Origin of the sequence: Leucobacter aridicollis (assembly GCF_024399335.1) — a bacterium.
In the GTDB taxonomy this organism is placed as follows: Bacteria; Actinomycetota; Actinomycetes; order Actinomycetales; family Microbacteriaceae; genus Leucobacter; species Leucobacter aridicollis_A.
On sequence record NZ_CP075339.1, the window covers coordinates 3,050,126 to 3,074,826 of the forward strand.

At 64.5% G+C, this 24,701-nt stretch carries 19 protein-coding genes, 1 tRNA gene and 1 pseudogene; 13 read left to right on the forward strand and 8 right to left on the reverse strand.

What is annotated here, in order from left to right:
• Positions 1-12: 12 nt before the first annotated feature.
• The 6 genes and pseudogenes from ribD (at position 13) to KI794_RS13730 (ending at position 6,612) form a co-directional block, all read left to right on the forward strand.
• Positions 13-1,102: pseudogene (gene ribD, locus KI794_RS13705) on the forward strand (bifunctional diaminohydroxyphosphoribosylaminopyrimidine deaminase/5-amino-6-(5-phosphoribosylamino)uracil reductase RibD).
• The gene (locus KI794_RS13710; RefSeq protein WP_119282817.1) at positions 1,102-1,731 is read left to right on the forward strand and encodes a riboflavin synthase; all 630 of its coding nucleotides are present in this window, start codon (positions 1,102-1,104) and stop codon (positions 1,729-1,731) included. The pseudogene ribD and the gene KI794_RS13710 overlap by 1 nt, the downstream one beginning before the upstream one ends.
• 42 nt (positions 1,732-1,773) lie before the next feature.
• Entirely contained in the window at positions 1,774-3,042 is a 1,269-nt protein-coding gene (gene ribA, locus KI794_RS13715) for a GTP cyclohydrolase II (RefSeq protein WP_119282816.1), read from the forward strand.
• 55 nt (positions 3,043-3,097) lie between these two features.
• On the forward strand, positions 3,098-3,601 hold the full coding sequence (gene ribH / locus KI794_RS13720; RefSeq protein ID WP_255808417.1) for a 6,7-dimethyl-8-ribityllumazine synthase: 504 nt from the start codon (positions 3,098-3,100) through the stop codon (positions 3,599-3,601).
• 154 nt (positions 3,602-3,755) lie between these two features.
• Positions 3,756-5,747, forward strand: a complete 1,992-nt coding sequence (locus KI794_RS13725) for an ABC transporter ATP-binding protein (protein WP_255808418.1) — start codon at positions 3,756-3,758, stop codon at positions 5,745-5,747.
• Between the two features lie 97 nt (positions 5,748-5,844).
• The gene (locus tag KI794_RS13730; RefSeq protein WP_119282813.1) at positions 5,845-6,612 is read left to right on the forward strand and encodes a helix-turn-helix transcriptional regulator; all 768 of its coding nucleotides are present in this window, start codon (positions 5,845-5,847) and stop codon (positions 6,610-6,612) included.
• 31 nt (positions 6,613-6,643) lie between these two features.
• Here KI794_RS13730 and KI794_RS13735 read toward each other — a convergent pair whose 3' ends face one another.
• A complete protein-coding gene (locus tag KI794_RS13735) occupies positions 6,644-9,238 on the reverse strand; it encodes a collagenase (RefSeq protein WP_255808419.1) in 2,595 nt (864 codons plus the stop codon).
• A 296-nt stretch (positions 9,239-9,534) separates the two neighbouring features.
• Between KI794_RS13735 and KI794_RS13740 the strand changes: the two genes are divergently transcribed.
• Entirely contained in the window at positions 9,535-10,245 is a 711-nt protein-coding gene (locus KI794_RS13740) for a helix-turn-helix transcriptional regulator (protein ID WP_255808420.1), read from the forward strand.
• Here the strand turns inward: KI794_RS13740 and KI794_RS13745 are convergent.
• From KI794_RS13745 to KI794_RS13760, 4 genes are all read right to left on the reverse strand, one after another.
• Complete coding sequence (locus KI794_RS13745) at positions 10,242-11,366, reverse strand: acyltransferase family protein (RefSeq protein WP_370647894.1); 1,125 nt, start codon at positions 11,364-11,366, stop codon at positions 10,242-10,244. The genes KI794_RS13740 and KI794_RS13745 overlap by 4 nt on opposite strands.
• A 2-nt stretch (positions 11,367-11,368) precedes the next feature.
• Positions 11,369-12,181, reverse strand: coding sequence for a transcription termination/antitermination protein NusG (nusG, locus tag KI794_RS13750; protein WP_119282809.1), 813 nt, complete (start codon positions 12,179-12,181; stop codon positions 11,369-11,371).
• Positions 12,182-12,229: 48 nt separating this feature from the next.
• Positions 12,230-12,499: a preprotein translocase subunit SecE gene (gene secE, locus KI794_RS13755; protein ID WP_255808422.1), complete on the reverse strand. Its 270-nt coding sequence runs from the start codon at positions 12,497-12,499 to the stop codon at positions 12,230-12,232.
• 40 nt (positions 12,500-12,539) lie between these two features.
• A tRNA-Trp gene (locus KI794_RS13760) sits at positions 12,540-12,615 on the reverse strand.
• 198 nt (positions 12,616-12,813) lie between these two features.
• Here KI794_RS13760 and KI794_RS13765 point away from each other — a divergent pair.
• Together KI794_RS13765 and KI794_RS13770 are read left to right on the forward strand one after the other, a co-directional pair.
• The gene (locus KI794_RS13765) at positions 12,814-14,016 is read left to right on the forward strand and encodes a pyridoxal phosphate-dependent aminotransferase (protein WP_255808423.1); all 1,203 of its coding nucleotides are present in this window, start codon (positions 12,814-12,816) and stop codon (positions 14,014-14,016) included.
• Between the two features lie 216 nt (positions 14,017-14,232).
• The gene (locus KI794_RS13770; RefSeq protein WP_255808424.1) at positions 14,233-15,279 is read left to right on the forward strand and encodes a helix-turn-helix domain-containing protein; all 1,047 of its coding nucleotides are present in this window, start codon (positions 14,233-14,235) and stop codon (positions 15,277-15,279) included.
• Here the strand turns inward: KI794_RS13770 and manA are convergent.
• The gene (gene manA / locus KI794_RS13775; protein WP_255808425.1) at positions 15,269-16,558 is read right to left on the reverse strand and encodes a mannose-6-phosphate isomerase, class I; all 1,290 of its coding nucleotides are present in this window, start codon (positions 16,556-16,558) and stop codon (positions 15,269-15,271) included. The genes KI794_RS13770 and manA overlap by 11 nt on opposite strands.
• Positions 16,559-16,598: 40 nt before the next feature.
• Here manA and KI794_RS13780 point away from each other — a divergent pair, with 40 nt between their 5' ends.
• The 4 genes from KI794_RS13780 (at position 16,599) to KI794_RS13795 (ending at position 22,071) form a co-directional block, all read left to right on the forward strand.
• A complete protein-coding gene (locus KI794_RS13780) occupies positions 16,599-17,984 on the forward strand; it encodes an O-antigen ligase family protein (protein ID WP_255808426.1) in 1,386 nt (461 codons plus the stop codon).
• A gap of 50 nt (positions 17,985-18,034) precedes the next feature.
• Positions 18,035-18,391, forward strand: a complete 357-nt coding sequence (locus KI794_RS13785) for a hypothetical protein (RefSeq protein WP_255808427.1) — start codon at positions 18,035-18,037, stop codon at positions 18,389-18,391.
• Positions 18,392-18,530: 139 nt separating this feature from the next.
• Positions 18,531-20,432: a glycosyltransferase gene (locus tag KI794_RS13790; RefSeq protein WP_255808428.1), complete on the forward strand. Its 1,902-nt coding sequence runs from the start codon at positions 18,531-18,533 to the stop codon at positions 20,430-20,432.
• Positions 20,433-20,541: 109 nt separating this feature from the next.
• A complete protein-coding gene (locus KI794_RS13795) occupies positions 20,542-22,071 on the forward strand; it encodes an alanine/glycine:cation symporter family protein (protein WP_255808429.1) in 1,530 nt (509 codons plus the stop codon).
• Positions 22,072-22,155: 84 nt separating this feature from the next.
• On the opposite strand, the gene glf is transcribed toward KI794_RS13795, so the two are convergent.
• Both glf and KI794_RS13805 read right to left on the reverse strand, forming a co-directional pair.
• A complete protein-coding gene (glf, locus tag KI794_RS13800) occupies positions 22,156-23,295 on the reverse strand; it encodes a UDP-galactopyranose mutase (RefSeq protein WP_255808430.1) in 1,140 nt (379 codons plus the stop codon).
• 84 nt (positions 23,296-23,379) lie between these two features.
• Entirely contained in the window at positions 23,380-24,675 is a 1,296-nt protein-coding gene (locus KI794_RS13805; RefSeq protein ID WP_255808431.1) for a nucleotide sugar dehydrogenase, read from the reverse strand.
• Between the last annotated feature and the right edge of the window lie 26 nt (positions 24,676-24,701).

Genomic DNA, 24,701 nt, shown 5'->3' on the forward strand with positions numbered 1-24,701 from the left:
GAAAGGGATGACATGCCTGCAGCGCACGCACTCTCACCACAGGTGATCGAGGCAGCAATGCGTCGTGGGCTTGCGCTTGCCGAGCGCGGCCCCGAGCGGGACGAGAACCCACAGGTTGGCTGCGTCATCCTCGACGACGCTGGCGCAACCGTTGCTGAGGGCTGGCATGAGGGAGCTGGCACCCCACACGCGGAGGTTATGGCGCTCGCATCGCTCCCCCATGACATCGACGCTGCTCGGCTGACAGCGGTCGTCACGCTCGAACCGTGCAATCACACGGGTCGTACGGGCCCGTGCGCTGAGGCGCTGCTTGCGCGCGGCATTGGAGCCGTCGCATTCGGGCTGTCTGACCCCGGGGCGGCGTCGAGCGGGGGCGGCGAGACGCTCCGCGCTGCCGGTGTCGCCGTCACCGGTGGTGTGCTCGCGGCAGAGGTCGGCGCATTCCTCGCTCCCTGGCTCGCACGGCAGGCGGGAGTGAACGATGACCGCTAGACCCACAGTGACCGTGAAGTGGGCGCAAACGATCGACGGCCGCGCAGCCGCCGCCGACGGCACAAGCCAGTGGATCAGTGGCCCAGCCGCCCGCGCCGACGTCCACGCGCGCCGTGCCGCGGCGGACGCGATCCTCATCGGCACAGGCACACTCCTCGCCGATGACCCGTCGCTCACGGCCCGAACACCAACCGGTGACTTGCTCGTCGAAGCCGCTGACCAACCGATTCCGGTCGTTGTCGGCGCGCGCGAGATTCCCTCTGGCGCGAAGGTGCTGCGCCACCCGGCGCTCGCTTCGAGCGGGTCGCTCCCCATTCGGCTCGCGGGTGCAGACCTTGCCGCCGACCTCGCGACGCTTCACGAGCGCGGGATCCGCTCCCTCTTCGTTGAGGGCGGACCGCATATCGTGAGCTCCCTACTCAGGCTCGGCCTCGTCGACGAACTGCTCATCTACGTCGCCCCCGCGCTGCTTGGCGGGCCACGGCTCGCGGTGAGCGACCTCGGCATCGACACGATGGCAGGCATCGCCAGGCTCTCGTTTTCGAGCGTCGAGCGCCTGGGTCCAGACCTCTTGATTGTTGCAACGCCCGAACCGAAGGAGACCCGCTAGTGTTCACCGGACTTATCGAAGAGATCGGCGAGATCGTCGCCATCGAGCCACTCGGCGACTCCCTCAGGCTCACAGTCGCTGGCCCGCTCGTCACGAGCGACGCAACCCACGGGGCCTCTATCGCCGTCTCTGGTGTCTGCCTGACGGTCATCGAACAGGGCGCGGACGAGACGGGCCGCGGCACTTTCAGCGCCGACGTCATGGCGCAGTCGATCAAGATGTCGACGCTCGGAGACCTCAGCGTCGGCAGCAAGGTCAACCTTGAGCGCGCGGCACGCCTCGATACCCGGCTCGGCGGCCACATCGTTCAGGGGCATGTTGACGGCACCGCGACGCTGCTCACCGTCGCAGACGGCGACGCCTGGCGTACGCTCCGTTTCGCGCTCTCCCGCGACCTCGCCCCGCTGCTCGTCGACAAGGGATCAGTGACGCTTTCAGGTACCTCACTCACGGTGTCGGCGATCTCGCCGGCAGCAGAGACTGAGCAGTGGTTCGAGGTCTCACTCATTCCCGAGACGCTCGAAGCGACAACACTCGGCGCGCTCAGCCCAGGCGATCGCGTCAACGTCGAAACCGATCTCATTGCCCGCCACGTCGAGCGCATGCTCAGCTTCACGCCGCAGGCGTAGCAAGCTGCTCCCACGATTCACACACACGCTAAAGGACATCGAATGACTACTGAACGTACCGAGGGTATCGCCTCGATCGACGAGGCCATCGCCGCGATCAAGGCCGGCCGCCCGGTCATCGTCGCAGACAACGAGAACCGTGAGAACGAGGGCGACGTGATCATCTCGGCCGAGCTCGCCTCAGCCGAGTGGATCGCGTGGACCGTGCACCGCTCGTCGGGGCTGCTCTGCGCCCCAATGACGAACGAGATCGCCGACAAGCTCGACCTCCCCATGATGGTTGAGCGCAACGAAGACGTGCGCGGCACTGCGTACACAGTCACCGTTGATGCAGCGCATGGCGTCACCACCGGCATCAGCGCGAGCGACCGCGCGACGACAGCGCGCGTACTTGCAAACCCCGACGCTGTTCCGACAGACGTGAATCGGCCCGGCCACATCCTGCCGCTCCGCGCCGTCGACGGCGGCGTGCGCGCCCGCGATGGCCACACTGAGGCCGCCGTGGAGCTCATGCGGCTCGCTGGGCTGCGCGAGGTAGCGATCATCGCCGAGATCGTCGCCGACGACGGTGAGATGATGCGTCTGCCGGGCCTCATCGAGCTTGGCGGCGCTGAAGGCGTTCCAGTCATCACGATCGAGCAGCTCATCGCGTACCTCAACGAGCACGACCCTGCAGGCACGCCCGCGGTGCAGGGACACTCGCGCCGCGTGAGCCTCCGGGCAGACACCCTGCTTCCCACCGAGCACGGAGACTTCCGCGCCCTCGCGTACCGTGACCGCCGTGCCGGGGTCGACCACGTCGCGCTCGTCGCTGCTGGACCAGACGGTGCGATGCCAGGCAAGGGCGCACTTGTCCGCGTTCACTCCGAGTGCATCACTGGTGAGGCATTCGGATCGCTCAAGTGCGAGTGCGGGCCGCAGCTCGACGCTGCGCTCGATCTCATTCACGAGCGCGGGGGCGTCGTCGTGTACCTCCGTGGCCAGGAGGGACGCGGGATCGGGCTCGCAAACAAGCTTCGCGCCTACCAGCTGCAGGAGAGCGGCGTCGACACTCTCGACGCGAACCTGCAGCTCGGACTCCCAGCTGACGCGCGCGACTACACGGCAGCTGCCGAGATCCTTTCCGACCTCGGCATCAGCGACGTGCGGCTGCTCACGAACAATCCCGATAAGGTTGCCCAGCTTGAGGCACACGGGCTTGCAGTGGCCGACAGGGTGCCGCTGTTCGTCGGAGTGACCGACGAGAACCGAGGCTACCTGCAGGCCAAGCGTGACCGAATGGGACACGCGCTGCCTGCGGGCGAACTCTAAACCGGCGCATTCGATACGCACGATCCACACGAGTTAAGAACAGAGGACACCAGAAATGAGTGGAGCAGGAGCCCCAACGCTCGCCGTCGACGCGACAGGGATGCGCGTCGCAATCATCGCAGGAAGCTGGCACACGGAGATCATGACAGGTCTCATCGCTGGCGCAGAGGCGTCAGTTGCCGCTTCGGGCGCCACGCACTCGCTCTTCAGGGTCGCGGGCGCGTTTGAATTGCCCGCAGCCGCTCAGGCAGCGCTCACTCCGGTGGCGCAGGGGGGCGGCGGGTTCGACGCGGCAGTCTGCCTCGGCGTCATCATTCGCGGCGGCACACCGCACTTCGAGTACGTCTCGAGCGCCGTGACCGACGGACTCACTCGCGTGCAGCTCGACACGAGCCGCCCCGTTGGCTTCGGCGTTCTCACGACAGACAATGAGCAGCAGGCGCTCGATCGTTCGGGCCTGCCAGGCTCCATCGAGTCGAAGGGTGTTGAGGCAGCCGAGGCTGCCCTGCACCTCGCTGACGCGATGCGGACGATCCGTGAGGCCGGCGCGGCCGCCTAGTCGCTTGCACCGAGCCAGGTGCGCGCTGCTCCGGGAGACCCCGGCTTCCCTGCAGCAGGGAAGCCGGGGTTTTGCGTCGTGGGCGCGTTCTGGCGGGGACAACTCCGCGACTTTCTCACAGCGCCCATGCACCACCGCTGGATAGAGTGAACGGGTGCCAGAATCTAACGCGCGACAGTCTGCTCAGCCAACCGACACCGTCTCGTCGGAGGCTCCCGGAGAGGCTCGCACGAGCGGGAAACGTCGCGGGCGCAGCGCACAGGCAAAGGGGCCTCGCGCATCGTTCAAGCAGCTCCTGCCGTACCTCTTCGAGCAGCGAGGCCTCCTCGCCTTCATCATCGCACTGAGCCTCGTGAGCGCGCTCGTATCGCTCTCTCAGCCACTCCTCGTCGGCCAGGTTATCGAGCGTGTCCAAGACTCTCGGCCGCTTGGCGTGCTCGTCGGCGTGCTTGTCGCCGTCGTCATCGTTGGCGCGCTACTCGACGGCTACCAGCACTACTTACTGCAGCGTATGGGCGAGGGAGTCGTGCTCCGCTCGCGGCGCAGGCTCATCGCGAAGATCCTGCACCTGCCGATCTCGGAGTTTGATCGCCGACGCACGGGCGACCTCGTGTCACGTGTCGGGTCAGACACGACACTTCTTCGAGCCGTGCTCACGCAGGGCCTTGTCGAAGCCGTCGGCGGCTCATTGCTCTTCGTGGGCGCGCTCATCGGCATGCTCGTCATCGATCCAGTGCTGTTCCTCATCACCTTCGGCATCATCGGGGTATCGCTCGTTGTCGTCGTCGCGCTTTCGAGCCGCATCCGGCCCGCGGTCGCGCAGGCGCAGGAGAAGGTGGGCGACCTCGCCGCGTCGGTCGACCGCGCGATCGGGTCGATGCGCACAATTCGTGCGGCGGGCGCCGCAGACCGCGAGCAGGTCGCAATCGTGCAGCAGGCGGAGGAGGCGTACGGCTTCGGCCTCAAGATCGCCCGGATCTCAGCTCTCATTGTTCCGATCTCGTTCATCGCGCTGCAGGTGTCGCTCCTCTCAGTGCTCGGCTTCGGCGGGTACCGCGTCGCATCTGGCGCAATCGAGATCAGCCAGCTCGTGACGTTCATCATCTTCCTCTTCATGATGGTGACCCCGCTGGGGCAGGCGTTCGGCGCCTTCTCCGCTGTGAACCAGGCGCTCGGCGCGCTCGGCCGCATCCAAGAGATCGACTCGCTCACTACAGAGACCGCAGGCGACGCCGACCTCTCCCCCTCAGGTGACCTCCTGCCCCTCGCAGAATCGCGGAGTGACGCGGCGCCGGCTATCCGGTTTGAGAACGTACGGTTCACGTATCGATCGGCTGCGCCCGACAGGGTCGACGCACGCGAGCTCGTGCGGAGACGCTCTGGCCGCGACGCCGCCGCGGTTCCCGCCGAGATTGTTGAGACGCCGGTGCTCCACGGGGTGTCATTCGATGTTCCACGTGGCACACGTGTCGCACTCGTCGGGCCATCGGGCGCAGGTAAGTCGACAGTGCTCGGGCTGATCGAGCGCTTCTACGATCCTGACTCGGGCGCCATCGAGCTGTTTGGCGTCGACCTGCGTTCGCTCGACCGCGGAGAGCTTCGTTCACAGCTCGGCTACGTCGAACAAGATGCGCCCGTGCTCGCCGGCACCCTCAGAGACAACCTCCTCCTCGCCTCCCCCACAGCGAGCGACGCCGCCTGTGAACGCGTGCTCAGGGCTGTCAATCTTGGTGGTCTTCTCGACCGGTCGGCAGCGACCGGTGGCCTCGAGAGCGGCCTCGACGCGCAGGTCGGCGAAAACGGCCTCATGCTCTCGGGCGGCGAGAAGCAGCGACTCGCGATTGCACGCGCACTGCTCACTGCCCCGCCGATCCTGCTGCTCGATGAATCAACTGCGTCGCTTGACGGAGTCAACGAGCGTCTGATGCGCGAGGCGCTCGACTCCGTTGCGACCGGCAGAACACTCGTCGTCATCGCGCATAGACTCTCGACAGTTGTCGACTCAGACAAGATCATCGTCGTGAACGATGGCGTCGTCATTGGTGAAGGCACACACGCCGAACTTGTCGCATCAGTGCCGCTGTACCGCGAGCTCGCCCAGCATCAGCTGCTGGTACCGAGGGGCCCAGAAGGTCCAACGAAGTAGCTGGCAGGTCCTTTCCCCGGCAGCCGTGTGTCATGTCACGTACCACGCGCCAAAACTGGGGATAATCGTCTGAGATTGCCCAGACGAGGACGTACAGATGGACGCTGCAGAGCTCACCGCACGGATCAAAGATCTCATCACGCTCGCCCGCGGCGACGGCGGCACACACGAGGGCGGGGATATCGGGCGCCCGGTGAGCTCACGCGACGAGGGAACCGCGCTCTTCTCTTCGCTGCAGCTCAACGCGCGCGAATCAGTGAGCGCCCTCGACAACGGAGACTACTGCGGCGACACAAACGGGCAGAGCCCCTCACAAGCAATCGCGCTCTCTGCCGGCATTCGGTACCGCGTGGTGTATTCGACAAGCATCTTCGAGCACGACGCACACCTCGAGGCGACGCTCGACGCCATCGCGCAGGGGGAGGAAGCCCGCGTCTCCGACCTCGTACCCTCCCGGCTAGTCATCCGCGACCGCTGTGAGGCCCTCGTCATCGCGAAAGGCTACCCCAACGTCAGTCCCCTCGGTTTTCACACGACGCACCCGGCGACAGTCGAATACCTGTGCGACCTGTTCGACGCGGTGTGGACCCGCGCTCTTCCGGTCTCGCCACCGCAGCTTGACGCTCAGGCAGCCCTGTCACCCGAGCAAGTCCAGTTGCTCCAGTATCTCGTGCTCGGACGCACGGATGCGAGCATCGCGCGCTCCCTCGGCGTCAGCGAGCGCACTGTGCAACGACAAGTCCAGGCGATCCAACATGCGCTCGGTGCGAAGGGTCGTTTTCACCTTGGTGTCTGTATCGGAGAGTATCTCGCCGGCCACGAGAACGTCCCGGTGCAGCTGGGCGCGGTGCCCGTGATCCCGTAGGCTCACGAGCACCGCGCCCAGTCAGCGGTTCTTAGAAGTGCGCGACAACGCTAACGTTGTCAAACGATTCAGCGCCGTAGAGAGTGACGTAGTTCCACCCCGAGGCTGGCCAATCGAGCACAACCTGCTCGTTGTTGCCCGCATTGGTCGAGCGTCCCTGGTGATTGTTCTGGCTCGCCCAGCCTCCACTGCCGACGTAGAGATCGGCGTTGCCTGTGCCGCCACCAGCAGTGATCGTGAGACGCGGCGTACCCTCGGGAACCCAAACCATGAGGTAGTCAGAGTCGCCCGCGCCGCCCGAGCGCTTCATCCGGCCGCACACCTGGCCGAGCGACCGGGTATCGGGGTCGTCGCAGACGGGGATCTCCCAGGTGTTCTCGCCGCCGGTTCCCGGGCCGGTCTCCTCATCGCCGACGACGGTCACCTTGCGGGTCGCCGATGCCGTCGCACCCTTGTTGTCGGTCACGGTGAGCTTCACCGTGAACTCACCAGCCGCGGCGTAGGTCACGACCGGGCTCTGCTCGGTCGAGGTCTCGCCGTTGCCGAACTCCCACGCCCAGCTTGCGATCGAGCCGTCGGCGTCCGTCGACCCGTCAGTCAGCGTCACCTGCAGGCCTTCAATAGCCGCGGTGAACGCCGCGGTCGGGGGCGTGTTGGTCGTCGGTTGCTCGCCGCCGAGCTCGACCCCGCAGTTGCCAGCGGCACACTCGGCGAGGTACCCGGCGAACTCGGCGTCGTACGACGTGCCGATGCTGTTCTTCAGGTACGCGCGGGCCGCGTTCCAGTCGCCCGAGCGGTAGTGTCCGAGCACGGTCTGCATCTCTGCCGGGTGCTTGTTCAGCATGAAACTCACCGCGAGGTAGCCCCACCGGTAGATGCGGTCGGTGCCGTGGTCGTACGTCGTGTCGAACAGCTCGCTGAGCTTGTACGTGCCTGCGGCCGCAAGATTCTGCGCCTCAGTGTAAGCAAGGCCACGGTAGTGGTACGAGATGTACTCGGCGAAGCCCTCAACCCACCAGATCGTCGGGGTAAGCATGTTCTCGCCGAAGTCACCGTGCATGTTGAAGCGGCCGTCGAGGTAGTGGGTGTACTCGTGGTTGAGGTTCCAGATCGCGAACGCAGGGCGCAGCCACTCGGCTTCGTACGCGATGAATCGCGCCTGGTTGTTCGCCTGTGACGGGTCGCCCTCGAGGTACATGCCACCATTGTTGGTGTCGATGTCGAACAGGGTGCCTGCGTACGACTGGTAGTCGTCGCTCGAGTCGAAGACAACGACTTCGATGTTCGTGTTGATGTCGCCGGGTACCGGGCCCGGGTCCTTCGCGACGGCGTGGAAGTACGCGTCCTGCGCGAGCAGACTGTTGCAGCTCTCGGTGAGCTGGCCCTGCGTCATCTCCTGCGCACGGATGGTGATGCTTGAGCTGCAGACGTGCGTAGCGGGAAGCACGAAGGCCTCGATCTGCTCTTGCAGGTCGCAGATGCCGTAGTAGCTGCAGTTGTCGCGATCGTACCAGTCGGCCATCGTGGCGACGGCAACCCACAGCGCCGAACCGGACCCTTCGAGGGTGTTCTCATCGAGAATCGCCTTGACGTGCGGCTTCGCGGCGGCTTTCACCTGCGGATCGCCGAGGAACCGGCCGAGTTCGCGGCCCGCGTTCGTCACGAGGTACGCGCGCGGCGTCTGCAGGAGGCCTGCGTTCGTGACGGTGAAGTTACGAAGCGTCTGCAGGATCGACGGGTCAGCCGCGACCGCGCTCACGAACGCAGGAACCTGGTGCCCGCGGAACAGCACGGTGTAGCTCGCATTCACGGCGTTCAGCATCCACCACGACGAGTCGTAGCTCGCGTTGTAATCGGTGAGCAGGTGCTTGACCACAAACAGGTACCGGTCGTTGAGCTCTGCGCTGTCGATCAGCGTCACGGCCTCGGAGAGCGTCTCGCCGTTCGCGTCAGAGACATCCTTCGAGTGCGGATTCGCAAAGAACGTGTCGAGCGCACCCGTCATTGCGGTGCGAAGCGCGTTCCCGTACGCTGGCACGCTTGCCGAGTTGTAGTACTGCACGTAGTAGCCCGCGCGTAGGAACAGCACGAACTGCGCCGCTGAGGTCGAGTTGTTGCCCGGGTAGGTCTCCGAGATCGTGCGCAGCGCGTTCGCGGCGCTCACCATCTTGGCCTCGGAGAAAACCTGAGCTGCCTGGCTGCCCGTTACCGAGAACAGCGTGTTGATACAGTCGGTGCTGCTTGCCGCGATGAGGTCCGTGAGCGCCCTGCCCGACGCAGCGGCGAAGTCAGCCTTCGTGCACTCTGCCTTCGCCGCACGCGCGCCCTGCGCCCGCTGCTTCTCGGAGCCCGCCTGCATGGAGGGGCGCTTGGGCGCCTCGAGTTCGTCGGTCGCTTCAACTCGCAGCGCTTCTGTATTCGCTGAAAGGGGCGGGAGTGCCGAGTCTTCTCCATCACTGTTTGGATTCAGCAGGCCTGAAATATACGCCGGCGCAGTTTCGTCCGCCGGCACTTCCGCCTCCCCCGTGGTGCCGAGCGCGGCTGCCGGTGCCGTAAAGGCGAGCCCCGCGCAGACCGCGATGCCGAGGAGCATCGTCGCTCCCCGCCGCATCGTTCGTGCTGTCATTATGTCCTTCTTCCTATCGTTCTGCGCACGATTGCGCGCGACCAGGCCGCCGCACTCCTGCCTCGATTCGGGCGCACCAAAACACCGCCCCCGCAGTACGCAGAAGCAGAGATGACTTGCCCTGCGGTCAGTGTGACACACGGCCGGAAGACCCGCCAAGGTCGGGAACACGTCACCTGGTGTCGGAGGTGCGCCACGAGCAGGTTGGGTCAGCGCTACCTAGAATGAACTATGAAGGCCACCCCGAAGTTGCGGGACGCAGCGCTCATCGCCCTCGGCTGGAAGGACAGCACACTGTGAATGTTGCACAACTCACAAGTCGCCTTGAGGCGTTGCTTCGAGAGGCAAGTGAAGCGCCGGAGCAGAGGGACGAGGATCCTCTGCTGCTCGGCAGCGAGGTTCGCACAGCGGGCGAGCTCCGCACCCGGTTTCTCGCGCTCGGAGCACAGGCGACGCAGACGCTCGATGTGTTGAGGGCAGCGCCAATGGCCGCGTTCGCGCACTGGGAGGCGTTGCCACCGCAGCGTCCCGCGAGCACTGTGCGTGTCCGGAGAGTACTTTCACCGACCGAAACCGGCTCCGCCGGAGAAGACTCGGTGCGCTTCTCGGAACTCGCTTCGATGCACCTGGTCATGCGCGACGGTGCCGAAGCGCTGCTAGCCGTGCCCGTGGAGGGGACCGCACACGGCGACGTTGTCCTCGCAATCCATGCAACGCACCCGGCCCTCGTCGACTATCTCATGGTGGTGTTCGAGAGCGCTTGGGCGCACGCCCTCCCGCAGGCGCACTCCCTCCCCGGACGGCTCGGCGACGGCTTCTCACAGGACGAGCTTGAGCTACTAGACCAGCTGCTCCTGGGACTCACGGATTCAAGCATCGCCCGCGAGCTTGGCCTCAGCGTTCGAACCGTGCAACGACGCGCGGGAGCCCTGCAGCGGCGCTTGGGTGTGAGCCGGAGGTTTCAGCTGGGTATGCGTGTCGGACTCGACGGCTTCCCGGCCCGCTAGCGAGTTTGGGCTTCGCCGCGGCCGAACATCCAGGCGAGGTTCGGCTCAACGATTGGTCTGAAGAGCGCCGAGACGGGCTTCGTCGACAGCAGGGCCGCGATCGCTATGGCTATGCCCGAGAGCGCCACGATGCCCAGCCAGCCGAGTTCGCCGACCGCACCTACGAAGCCAGACTCGCGCAGTGCCCACACGACGACTCCGTGCAGTAAGTAGACGTAGAGCGTGCGCGCGCCCCACACGGTGGCGATTGAGTGTGAACGCGACACAACAATGAGCAGTGCGAGCGTCATCGCGGCCGCAAGGAGCATGAGCAGGCCGACGACGAGCATTCCACCCGCTGCGAGCCCGAACCAGCCCGCCAGGCCGGAGCCGTTGGCGTTCCAACCACCGACCGGTGCGTGCTCGAACATCCACGAGTAACTGTCTCGGTGGGTCAACCACCTGTCGATACGCCAGAAACCCCTGACCCCACCGGGAAGCAGTGCAAACACGGCAAGCACCGCTGCCACTGCGCCCAGAAGCGCCCATGCGCCAGCGCGAAGAGACCTGCTTGGTGTCATGAACCAACTGCCCGAGAGCCAGCCGCGCTCACGAGCAAGCCAAGCGCCGACGAAGAATGGCAAGAACGCGAGCGTGCGCGCTGCAGAAAAGTTCACCCCAATTGCGGGCAGCAGCGGGGCAACGAGTGCGAGCGCGGTCGCGAGCAGAAGCGGATGCTTGAATCTTGCGATGTACGGCAGCAGGATGCGCATCGTGGCGAGGGTCACAAGGAACCACAGTGTCCACGCCGGACTCACCAAGAAGCTCTGACTGAGCTGTTTGCCTTCGACGAGCCCGCGCAGTACCGCCCAGATTCCCTCCCAGGCAAGCCAAACAACGACGAGCTGCACTGTCGACACGATCGCCTTCGGTGTGACCTCAGGCTTCGAAAACAGCCCCGACAGCACGATCATCGCAGGCATGTGGAACAGGTAGATGTACGCGTACAGCGCGAATCCGAGCTCGGTGTCAGTGCGAACTGTCGAGATCAAGTGCCCGATCACGACGAGCACAATAAGCGCAAAACGCGCGTTGTCCCAAAGGGCGACGCGCGTTTTAGCGGGTGAAGCTTGAGTAGCCAGGGCTAGACCATCTTCGTGACCTGGTCGAAGCCGAGCTCGACAGGGGTTTCGCGCTCGAAGAGCGACACCAGAACCGTGAGCTTCCCAGCAGCCGGGTTGATCTCGCTGATCGTGCCTGGGAGCCCCTCGAAGGAGCCCGACTTGATGGTGATTGTCTCGCCGATCTCGAAATCGATCTCGACCTGGCCCTGAGCCACCGCGTTTGCGGGAGCCTTGCCCTTTGCAGTCGCTGCAGGCTCGAGCTCGACGGTGCTCTTGAGCATCTCGAACGCCTCGTTGATGCGAAGCGGCACAGGATTGTGCGCGTTTCCGACGAAGCCTGTCACGCCGGGAGTGTGGCGCACGACGGACCAGGTGCTCTCAGTGAGGTTCATGCGAACGAGCACGTAGCCGGGGATGCGCACGCGGGTGACCATCTTGCGCTGGCCGTTCTTGACCTCCATGACCTCTTCCATCGGGACCTGGATTTCGTAGATGTCATCTACTGCACCCATGACCTCGCGACGGTTCCAGAGGTTGGACTTCACCTTGCGCTCGTAGCCGGCGTAGGTGTGAATCACGAACCACTTGCCCGGCCTGCGACGCAGGTCCTTCTTAAAAGCCTTGTACGGGTCTTCAGCGGACGCTTCCGCTTCGCCCGCTTCTGTCGACTCCTCGTCGACGATTGCGGTTGCGGCGGCCTCTGCCTCGTCGACCGAGTCGATATCGAGTGCGTCTTCGACTGCCGCGTCGACCTCTGGGTCGGCCACGTTCGCCAGCGCGTCAAGCGCCGCGTCGAGCTCTGACTCAGGTGTGGAGCTGTTCTCGGGCGTCATCTCAGTGGTGCCTTCTCGTTCGTTACGTGTGTGGTGGTCGTCTGGGCTCTAGCGAAGCGGAGTGCCGAAGACGAAGAGGGTGACCCAGCCGAAGGCCTGGTCGAGCACCCACACGAGCGCCATCATCACGACCACAAAGGCGAGCACGACGAGGGTGTACCTAACGAGCTCCTTGCGGGTCGGGGTAACGACCTTCTTCAGCTCCGAAAACACTTGCTGGATAAACAGGATGATTCGCCCGAAGAAGCCGCGTTTACGGTCATCCTTCTTCGCCGGCTCGACGTTGCCGCCGTTCTCAGCGAGTTCAATGCTGCTCATCGGGTTTGTCCTTTCAGTGCCCTGATCTAACGATCAGGCGTGGCAGGGCGGACAGGACTCGAACCTGCAACCTACGGTTTTGGAGACCGTTGCGCTACCAATTGCGCCACCACCCTAAAAGGGAGACTCCCGCTTTACGACTGCGTTTTGGGCACAACCGATAATGGCAGAAGTCAATGCCTAGGTACAAGACTACGCGATCCTGTGCTGCTTGTCGAACTGGGATTGTTTTCGGCCGCACGCCGGGTGCGCCGCGCCCTACACGCCACCACGCAGGATCCCACGGGCATGCGCTGAGGAGTAGTCTTAATCTCGTGACCGAAACCAACCGTTTGTCAAAGAAGATCGCCGCCATCGCAGAGTCAGCCACGCTCAAGGTTGATTCAAAGGCAAAAGCCCTCCAGGCCGAAGGCCGCCCAGTCATTAGCTTTGCCGCAGGCGAGCCTGACTTTGCGACCCCGGAACACATTGTTGACGCGGCACGCAAGGCCCTCGACGACCCCAAGAACTTCCGTTACACCCCCGCAGTCGGCCTTCCCGTGCTGCGCGAAGCAATCGTGCGGAAGACCAAGCGTGACTCGGGCCTCGACATCACGCCGGCTCAGGTCATCGTGACAAACGGCGGCAAGCACGCCGTCTACTCGGCCTTCCAGACAATCCTCGACCCGGGCGACGAAGTTATCCTTCCCGCCCCGTACTGGACGAGCTACTCCGAGGAGATCAAGCTCGCCGACGGTACAGCGGTTGAGGTCTTCGCTGGCGCCGACCAGGGCTACAAGGTCACTGTCGACCAGCTTGAGGCCGCTCGCACCGATCGCACCAAGGCACTGCTGTTCTGCTCGCCGTCGAACCCGACGGGCGCCGTGTACACGGCTGAGGAAACAACCGCTATCGGCGAGTGGGCGCTCGCAAACAACCTGCTCGTCGTCACCGACGAGATCTATCAGAACCTCACCTACGACGGCGTCCGCGCGATCTCGATCGTCGAGGCAGTCCCTGCGCTCGCAGACAACACCATCCTCGTGAACGGCGTTGCAAAGACCTACGCGATGACTGGCTGGCGCATCGGCTGGTTCATCGGCCCGGCAGATCTTGTCAAGGGTGCGGCGAACCTGCAGTCGCACATGACATCGAACATCAACAACATCGCGCAGATCGCCGCGGCAGCTGCTCTCGATGGCCCGCAGGAGCCGATTGAGGAGATGCGGCAGGCGTTCGATCGGCGTCGCGGTCTGATTGTTGAAGAGCTCAACAAGGTCCCAGGCTTCCACTGCCCCACCCCGGAGGGCGCGTTCTACGCCTATGTCGATGTGACCGCGGCGCTTGGCCGCGAGATCCGCGGGGTCACCCCAACGACATCGCTCGAACTTGCCGACCTGATTCTCTCTGAGGCAGAGGTCGCGGCAGTACCCGGTGAGGCCTTCGGCCCGTCGGGCTACCTGCGCTTCAGCTACGCACTCGGCGACGATGCAATTCTCGAGGGCGTTCGCCGCATCCAGGCGCTGCTCTCCGAGTAGCAGGCCGCGCTCTAGCGCACCTGACGCGCGAACGAGGGGTCCGGGACAATCGTCCCGGACCCTTCGTCGTCTGTGGAGCGATCTCGGAGACCGCGAGCGCGGATTCGTACCGGCACCCGGCGAGCGGTGCCGGATGGCACTGCGGCCTCAGCCAATCGTCCACGATGCCTGTGCACTCCTGACAGCAACAGGTGTCGCCGTGTTACCGTGTGCCGCATGGCGGGCATAACCGACGCAGTTCAATTCTTCGACGGACTCCTCACCGAGGCGCGCTCGCGCGAGGCAATCCTGTCTCAGGCGGCAGTTGCAATCCGTGGAACTGTCGCAGTGCGGTTCCCGGGCGGCAACCGTATCGTGAGAGTCAGCCCGGCAGCCGAGCCGCAGTTCACGAGGCAGCCAAACAGGGTGAACTACCACGGCCCAGACGGGATCCACGTCTGGCATCAGGACGCTGCAGACGGTGTGCCAGACGACTTTCTGCCGAGGCTCGCGGTCGCGCTGCGGATCGCAGCCCACTGGGACCGGGCACCCGGCGACGCCAACCACGCAATCCAGACGCTGTTTCGCCCAGAGACCGCCGCGGGCGCGAAGACCGCTGCCTTGGCGGAGCTCTCCCTGCTTGCGGAGCAGCCGATTCGGGTCCTCGCGATCGGGGGAAACGAGAAGCTCGCCGAGCACTTCGCCGAGCAGGGGGCTCGATCGAGCGAACTCTATGCCCGAATGCGGTACCCAAAGTACGAAGCTCTGCTCGTCTCAGCCTCGTTCACGCCCGAACGAGTTGGCCCGCCCCCGCAAGGAGTTCTCGCAGCCTTCAGCGGCGTATTTCCCGCTGACCGGGCGGATTGGGCGCTCCGCAACGCGCAGGACGCGTTGCGCTTCACATCGCTGTCGCGGCAACGAAGCCCGCTCCACCTTTCACGAGACGAGGGCTGGCGCAACGGCGGGGAGCTTCACAGCATCGCGGCGCTCACGAGCCTCCCGCGAGCGAAGCTTAGAACTCTTGAGGACGTGCAAATCCTCGAGCGTCTCAGGAAGGCCCACGGCGATCGCGTGCTGCACGTGCTCGAGGCGTTCGCCACCACTACCTCGGTACGAGGCGCGGGTTCAGAGCTCTACATGCACAGAAACACGGTGGCGCACTGGGTTCGCAAAGCCGAGCAGGCGTTCGGTTACTCGCTGTCGCAGCCGTACGCTCGGGCCGTACTGTTCGTGAGCCTGTGTATGCACCACCTCGTCTACCGCAGCCCCGAGATTACGGCGTAACTGCTGATCCGACAGTTGCGAGAAACACCTCGCCGCTTCCTGTCAGGTGGATGGGCTCGCCAGCAGAGACATACAGGGACTGCCCGCGAGCGGCGTTTGCCATCTCGGCCAGCTCCGCCTCCGGCCTCGAAACGAGTACCCGGCCTGCAGTCACGATGAGCACGAGCGGGGCGTGGGCCTCAACGACAACCTCTGTCGCAGCCCCCTCAAGGCGGGCGCCGCCGAGCGACGCAGCATCGCCAAACGCACCGACAGAACTGCCGTCGCTGTCGTGGGTAACGCGGGCCCTGAACAGGCGGAAGTCTGGCACCCCCGGGTCCCACTCGCAGAGACCGGCCGCGGCACGCCTGCCGAGCATTCGTGGCTCGCTCAACTCACCAAAGTCGAGGACGCGAAGCATCTCAGGAATGTCGACGTGTTTCTCGGTCAGGCCTGCGCGCAACACGTTGTCAGAAGCCGCCATCACCTCGACCGCGATCCCACCGAGGTATGCATGGAGCTGCCTGGCACCAAGGTAGACGGCTTCCCCGGGGGCGAGCCTCACGTGATGCAGCAGCAGCGATACGAGCGCCCCAGGGTCGTCAGGGTAGTGATCTGCGAGGCTCCGCAGGCACTCGAGCCGATCCGGATGGATTGCAGGTCGCGACCCAGCGCCGATTGCGTCCACAACTGCCCGCATCGCGTCACGCACCTCATCGGTGTCGGAGAACGCCCACCAAAGAAACTCCTCCCGCCCACGATCCGGGTCAGCGCCCACAAGTCTGTCGGCCACTGCCCAGAGCGCAGCCGCGCCGTGGGGCGCAGCTGCGGCGAGCGCACGGAGATCCATGATCGTGTCGCCGAGAGGCCTAAAACCGCTGAGAGCGGTGACCTCGCTGAGCGCGACAAGTAACTCGGGTTTGTGGTTCGGATCGCGGTAATTGCGAACCGGCGAATCAATTGGCACTCCCGCCGCGTTTTCCGCGGCGAAGCCAGCGCGCGCCTGGCGCTCGTCAGGGTGCGCCTGCAGCGACAGCGGCGCCCCGATAGCGAGCACCTTCAGGAGGAAGGGCAGCGGTCCGCCATTCACCCCATAGCGTTCCGGATCCTGCGAAATCAGCTCGATCAGCGTGTGCGGCACGGGGGTCGCCTTCGCGACGCTCGCCGGGCTCCCCGGATGATCCCCAAGCCACAGCTCGGCCTGCGGTTCACCTGTCGGCGCGTGGCCCAGCATCGCCGGAAGTGCATCGGTTGAGCCCCACGCATATGCGCGCGGAGTGTTCTCGATGAAGATCAGCACAATGCTCCCAGCGGTATCCCGATGCTCTACCATACCGGGTATGGCCAACAGCAAGACAAGACTCGGGGTGAGCGCGTACGCGATCGTCGTGTTTGTCTTCACACTCGCCAGCAACGGCGCACGAAACCTTCTCGGTTGGCCCGGCTTCATCGCTGCGGCAATCGTGCTCGCAGCCATCGGCGGCATCATGTTCCTGAAGATGCGACCAGAACGCTTTCGCTGGTACAGGCTACCCTCGCCGATCTACCTATTTCTCGCGCTCGCCGTGCTTTCGATCCTGTGGTCGCAGTACCGTCTTGAAAGCCTGCTTGGTGTCGTCGCGCAGCTCCTCACGACGCTCGTCGCCGTGGCCCTCGCGTTCATCCTCACCTGGCACGAGACCCTGCGCACCCTCGGCACCGCGCTTCGCTACGTGATCGGCCTCTCGTTCCTGTTCGAACTGTTCGTCGCCGTATTCGTGAAGCACCCGGTGCTGCCCTGGTGGCTCGAACTGACCGCGGAGCAGGAGGAGAAGACACCGAAGCTGCTCTACTGGAGCCGCGACCTGCTCTTCGAGGGCGGCCCCATCCAGGGGCTCGTCGGCAGCTCGACACTGTTCGGCTTCATCGGCCTCATCGGCCTCATCATCTTCGCAATCCAGCTGCGCGCGCGACTCATCACCCGGTTCGCCGGATGGTTCTGGGTCGCCATGTCGCTCGCCACGCTCGCGCTCACGCGCTCTGCGACCGTGACAGTCGCGCTCGTCGCCGTCGTCATCGCGCTCGCGTTCGCGCTGTGGGCGCGCCGCTCCGGGCCCGTCGGCAGGCTCCCGGTCTACATCACCGGGGCCGTCGTGCTCGCCGCGATCGCCGGCGTCGCATTGTTCGCGCGGACGTGGGTATTCTCGCTGCTCGGCAAGAGCAGCGACCTCACCGGCCGCGTCGACACCTGGGAAGGCGTCATCTCGCTCGCGCAGCAGCGTCCGTGGTTCGGGTGGGGCTGGATCAGCTACTGGGCCCCCTGGGTAGAGCCTTTCAAGTCACTCGACGTCCAGGGCGGCATCCAGGTCATGAGCGCCCACAATGCGTGGCTTGACGTCTGGCTACAACTCGGCATCGCCGGCCTCCTGCTGTTCGTTCCGCTCGTCGCCCTCACGCTCTGGCGCGTGTGGTTCCGTGCGGTCGACCAGCCGCGTCGAGGCTACGGCCCCCCGCTTCCATACGCGACGAGCGCCCTTTGGCCGTTCCTGCTCATGGTCGCGCTCGTCGTCCAGTCGTTTGCGGAGAGCCGGATCCTGATCGAAAGCGGCTGGCTCCTGCTCATCATGCTTGCGGCGAAGAGCCGCTTCGATTTCGAGCTGCCCTCGCTCGACGCCGAACCGCAGCGGGTGCCCTGGCGCCAAGTACCCATCCCGCGCGAGATCGCGCCCGCGACAACGGCTCGCTAGCGTTACCGCTCCGCGGCCGCCCGCGAGCCACGCTTGGTAGAATCGGGCACGTGAACCTCCCCTCCGAGCGCCTGCAGAAACTGCGGGACGACGCGCGCATCGAACGCGAGACTATCCTCGAGTATCGCGTGCGCGGAGGGCAGGACCCGGCTGTCGCATACGAAGAGACACCTGAGCTCGACGACTTTGTGGTCGCCGCCCTGCGCGACGAGCTCCTCGAAGACCGCGGGCAGCTTGCCGAGTACGGACTCGCCCGCCTCGCCGCGCAGTCATCGAGCCCAGACGCCGACACACACCGAGTAAACGCGGATCGGGTTGAGTTCGAGCTGCTTCGCGAGATCGCCGACTCAGTGCCAGAGCTCGCCATCGCCGTCTGGCGCGCCGCCGGCAAACTGAACGTGGAGTAGCCTGCGCGGGGCAGGGTGTGGCGCCGGCGTGAACATTTCACACCTCGCGCCCCGAGTTCCGCAGGCTCTCAGCCGGTCGAATTCCGCGAGGATAGAATAAGCCGGTCAGTACCCTGATCCGGAAGAGAGACGCCCCTAGATGCCGACTACGCTGCAGTCAATCGTGTTCCCGGTGTCACAGGACCCCGACGTCCTGCCGCTCTACGCCGATTCCGAGACCTGGACGAAGGTCGGCACCCGGCCCATCAGGCTGAGCAACAACGCGAGCATTGACAACGTCCTCTCGCGCTCGAGCGCCAGAGTGCGCGCGGGCCAGCGCGTTTCGTTCGCGAGCTACTTCAACGCGTTCCCCGCCGCATACTGGCAGCGGTGGACCGTCGTCACGAGCGTCACACTGTCGCTTCGCACAGTTGGCCGCGGCACCATCATCGTCTACCGGTCGAACGCGAACGGCGTGCCGCAGCGCGTCGCTTCCCACCAGGTCTCAGACTCGGCGTCGACGACCTTCGAGCTCCCCCTCACCTCGTTCAGCGACGGCGGTTGGTACTGGTTCGACCTCATCGCCAGCACCGAGGACCTCGTGCTCGACGGCGGCGACTGGTCAACCTCGGCTGAGCCCGTGCAGACGGGCAAGCTGAGCCTCGGCATGACAACGTACAACAAGCCCGACTACTGTGTCGCGACGCTCGCGAATATCGCCGAAAACCCTGCGCTTCTTGAGGGGATCGATCGCATCTTCCTCGTCGACCAGGGCACGCAGAAAGTACGCGACGAGGCAGGCTTCGATGAGGTCCAGGCGTCGCTCGGCGAACACCTGCAGGTCATCGAGCAGGGCAACCTTGGCGGCTCGGGCGGGTTCTCCCGCTCGATGTCCGAGACGCTCGAGCGCGAAGACACAGACTTCCTGCTGCTGCTCGATGACGATATCGAGTTCGAGACCGAAAGCGCCCTGCGCGCGCTGCAGTTCGGCAGGTTCAGCCGAGAGCCGGTCATCGTCGGCGGCCACATGTTTGATCTGCTCGACAAGCCTGTCATGCACGCATGGGCCGAGGTCGTACGTCCCGACCCGTTCATGTGGGGGCCATCGTTTGAAGAGCAGCACCGCCACGACTTCCGCAACCGCAACCTGCGCCAGACGAAGTGGATGCACGCGCGGCTCGACTCCGACTACAACGGCTGGTGGATGTGCATGATCCCGAAGCAGGTCATCGCCGAGATCGGACTCTCCCTGCCGGTCTTCATCAAGTGGGACGACGCCGAATATGGCCTGCGCGCAAAGGCAGCCGGATACCGGACAGTCTCGCTCCCCGGCGTCGCCCTGTGGCACGTGTCGTGGCTCGACAAAGACGACTCGCAAGACTGGCAGGCGTTCTTCCACACCCGCAACAGGCTCATCGCGGGCCTCTTGCACTCCGACCGCCCGAAGAGCGGGAAGCTGCTCCAAAACAGCGGCCGCCAAGACATTAAGAAGCTGCTGAACATGCAGTACTACGCGACCCAGCTCGCGGTCGACGGCATGCGTGCCGTGCTGCAGGGCCCGGCGTCGCTGCACGACGACATCTCGCGCGACATGCCTGCGGCCCGAGGACGGGCGAAGGACTTCCCCGAGACCCGCGTGTACCGCCCGGGCGACCCAGAGACCCCGGTGTCTCGCGGCGGCCGCGCGCTCCCCGAGCTGGCCGAGAAGCCGAAGGGGCCCGGCGGTCTCGGACTCGCACTGTTCACTCTTCGTATGGTGCCCCAGCACTGGCGGCGCGCGACGGTTCCCGAGGGCGAGCAGCCTGACCTCGAGTACGCGAAGCAGGGCGCACACTGGTGGCAGATCCCGCACCACGCGAACGTGATCGTCGGCGCCGCCGACGGTAGCGGCAAGATGTGGTACCGCCACGACCGGGCGAAGTTCCGCAGGCTGCTGCGCGAATCCCGCAGCCTGAGCAAGCAAATCGCGAAGAACTGGGACAGACTGGCGGCCGAGTACCGCGCTGCCCTCCCCCAGATGACCTCGGTCGAGGAGTGGCGGAAGACGTTCGACGGCCGCTAGCCTCTTCGCGCGGCTGCTTGCGCGCGACTGACGCTGCGTTGCTATGTTGGTTGTGACGCCCTTGGCGTCCGGCTCAACCACGCAACGACGCGAAAGACGGTGATGCACCTTGACCGAAAAGCTGCAGGAGATACTTGACACCATCGGCGGGGTGATTTGGGGGCCGTTCGTCCTTATCCCACTCCTGTTCCTCACCGGCCTGTATTTGACAGTCAGGCTCGGAGGTATCCAGTTTCTGCGGCTCGGGGCAGCGCTGAACCTCGGCCTGCTTCGGCGTAAGGACCCTGGAGCACAGGGCGACATCTCACAGTTCCAGGCGCTCACGACGGCCCTCGCGGCCACCGTCGGCACCGGCAACATCGTCGGCGTTGCGACAGCCATTGGGATCGGTGGCCCTGGCGCGTTGTTCTGGATGTGGATCACCGGCCTGCTCGGCATGGCCTCGAAGTACACCGAGGCATTCCTGGGCGTGCGCTACCGGCAGGCAGACGCGAAGGGCGAGCGCAACGGCGGACCACAGTACTACCTCGAGAAGGGCATCCGCGGGCCACTCGGCAAGATCCTCGGCTGGTCATTCACCATCTTCGCGGTGTTCGCCTGCTTCGGCATCGGTAACCTCACCCAGTCGAACTCGATCGCGGCCAACGTCGAGCACAGCTTCAACGTCCCCGTCTGGGTGACGGGCCTGATCCTGACCGCCTTCGCTTTCGTCGTGCTCGTCGGCGGCATCAAGTCGATCGGCAAGGTTACCGCCGGGTTCGTGCCGATCATGATCGTGTTCTACGTCGTCGCCGCGCTCTACATTCTCGGCGCGAACGTCGGCGAGGTGCCCGCCGCCCTCGCGACGATCTTCCACGACGCATTCACTGGCACAGCTGCTGCGGGCGGGTTCGCCGGTTCAGTGTTCATCATCGCCGTCCAGTACGGTTTCGCGCGCGGCATCTTCTCGAACGAGTCCGGCATGGGTTCGGCAGCGATCGCGGCCGCGGCCGCGCAGACGAGCCACCCAGTGCGCCAGGGCCTCGTGTCGATGACGCAGACCTTCATCGACACGATCATCGTCGTCACGATGACGGGCCTCGTGATCGTCACGACAGGCACGTACTCGCAAATCGATCCCGACACCAACGAGCAACTCTCCCCCGCCCTCATGACCGGCCAGGCGTTCTCGCATGGCCTTCCAGGCGAGTGGGGCCACTGGGTCGTGACCATCGGGCTCGTGATGTTCGCATTCTCGACAATCCTCGGGTGGGCCTACTACGGCGAGCGCAACATCGTACGAATCTTTGGTCGCAAGATCGCGATCCCGTTCCGGGTGGTGTTCTCGCTGATCGTATTCGTCGGCGCGACGACCCAGCTCGACATCGCGTGGTCGTTCTCGGACATGATGAACGGGCTCATGGCGATCCCGAACCTCATCGGCCTACTCATCCTCTCGGGCCTCGTCGCCCGCGAGACGCGTGCATACCTGAAGTTCGACCCGAAGCTCACGGCGACGCCCGAAGAGATCCAACAGGCCTTGGCAGACGAACCCGGCTACCAGGCGTGGCGCACTAGGGAGGCCGAGCTTGATCTCGAGGGCGGCAGAGAGCCGCAGACGCCCGCGACACGGAGCGTGCCGGTGCGGCAGGAGGAGTAACCGGAACACGAAACGGCCGGCCCCAGCGAGTAGTGGGGCCGGCCGTTCTCCGGTCGCTCGATGCGAGGCGACACACGATTAGGGTCAGATGACGCCGTCGAGCTTGTTGTTCCACATCGAAAGTGCCGAACCGATCGCCATGTGCATGTCGAGGTACTGGTAGGTGCCGAGACGCCCACCGAAGAACACCTGCGGCTCCTTGTCGGTGAGCTCACGGTACTTCAGCAGCCGCTCGCGATCCTCAGGCGTGTTCACCGGGTAATACGGCTCGTCCTCGCGCTCAGCGAAGCGCGAGTATTCGTGCATGATGACGGTCTTGTCGGTCGGGTAGTCGCGCTCCGGGTGGAAGTGACGGAACTCGTGAATGCGCGTGTACGGAACATCGGAGCCCGCGTAATTCATCACGCTCGTGCCCTGGAAATCACCGACAGGGAGCACCTGCTGCTCGAAATCGAGCGTGCGCCACCCGAGCTCACCCTCCGCATAGTCGAAGTAACGGTCAACGGGACCGGTGTACACGACGGGTACCTTACCGAGAACGGCAGCCTTGTTCAGCGGCTGTGACTCGTCGAAGAAATCAGTGTTCAGACGCACCTCAATGTTCGGGTGGTCAGCCATCTTCTCGAGCCATGCCGTGTAACCGTTGACAGGCAGGCCCTCATGGGTGTCATTGAAGTAGCGGTTGTCGTAGTTGTAGCGAACCGGGAGACGGCTGATGATCTCCGCGGGAAGCTCGGTAGTGGGTGTCTGCCACTGCTTCGACGTGTAATCGCGGATGAACGCTTCGTAGAGCGGGCGCCCGATGAGCGAGATGCCCTTCTCCTCGAGGTTCTGAGCGCTCTTCGTGTCGAACTCGCCCGCCTGTTCAGCGATCAGCGCGCGAGCCTCGTCCGGGCTGTAGGCGGCGCGGAAGAACTGGTTAATGGTGCCGAGGTTGATCGGCAGCGGGTAGACCTCGCCCTTGAAGTTCGAATACACCTTGTGCACGTAGCTCGTGAACTCAGTGAAGCGGTTCACGTACTCCCAGACAGTCTCGTTCGAGGTGTGGAAGAGGTGGGCGCCGTAGCGGTGCACCTCGATACCGGTCTCGGGCTCGGCCTCGGAGTAGGCGTTCCCTCCGATGTGATTGCGGCGGTCGATCACGACCACCTTCTTGCCGGCGCTTGCGGCGCGCTCGGCGATGGTGAGGCCAAAGAAACCAGAGCCAACTACGAGAAGATCCATGGGGTCTATTCTAAGGGGACTTTCACTTTGACCCCCTGGACGTGGCTGAAGCCAGCACCTGGCGGTGCTGGCTTCAGCAGAGACTTACGCGGATGCGCCAATCACGATCCTCGGCACGCCCTTCCATGCTGCCGGATCGGTGAAGTTGCGGCCATCTGCAAAGAGCTTGATTCCTGGGAAGCTCGCGGGCCCAAGTTCGCGATACTCGGCATGATCCGCCTGCAAGATGGCAACGTCAACTGCGTCGCCGATCTTGTGGGGCGTAAAGCCGAAAGCGGCAAGCTCATCATCCGAGAAGACAGGGTCGTGCACAGTCACGACTGCTCCTCGCCGTGTCAGTTCATCGACGGTTGGGAAGACCCCGGACACCGCCGTCTCCTTCACCCCACCGCGGTAGGACGCACCGAGCACGACCACACGCTGGCCGGCCAGCTCTCCAATGGTCTGCTCGACACGGTCCACAACGTAGGTTGGCATCGTCGCGTTGTAGTTGCGCGCGGTGCGCACGATATCAGCATCGGGATCTGTTGAGAGGTAGAGGCGGGGGTACACCGGGATACAGTGGCCTCCGACAGCGATTCCGGGCCGGTGAATGTGGCTAAATGGCTGCGAGTTGCAGGCCTCGATAACCTTGTAGACGTCGATACCGATTGTGTCCGCGTATCGTGCGAACTGGTTAGCAAGCCCGATGTTTACGTCGCGGTACGTTGTCTCAGCGAGCTTCGCCATCTCGGCTGCTTCAGCCGTGCCCATGTCCCAGACGCCGTTGGGCTGGCGCAGTTCCGGCCGCTCGTCAAACGTGAGGACCGACTCGTAAAACTCGATTGCTTTCTTCGTCCCGGCGTCGTTGAGCCCACCGACGAGCTTCGGGTATTTCTTCAGATCCTCGTAGACTCGGCCGGTGAGCACGCGCTCAGGAGAAAACACGAGGTGGAAGTCTTCACCCTCGGTCAGTCCAGAAACCTCTTCAATAAGTGGCTTCCAGCGGTTGCGAGTGGTGCCAACGGGGAGCGTCGTTTCGTACGAAATTAGCGTTCCCGGTGTGAGGTGCTCTGCGAGCGACGTGGTCGCAGCATCCATCCACTTGAAGTCAGGCTCCCAGGTCTCCTCATCGACGAGCAACGGTACGACGAGGACGACCGCATCGGCTCCAGGGATCGCGTCAGCATAGTCCGTGGTCGCGCGGAGCTTCCCAGAGGGCACCTGCTCGGCGAGCTTCTCTGCCAGGCCGGCTTCGCCCGGGAAGGGTTCAATACCCGAGTTGATGACGTCAACGAGCGCCTGGTTGACGTCAACGCCGACAACCTCGTGCCCCATCGATGCGAACTGGGTCGCGAGAGGAAGGCCAATTTTTCCGGTGGCTACGACTGCAATCTTCACACTCACAGTGTAGTCGCCACGCGACC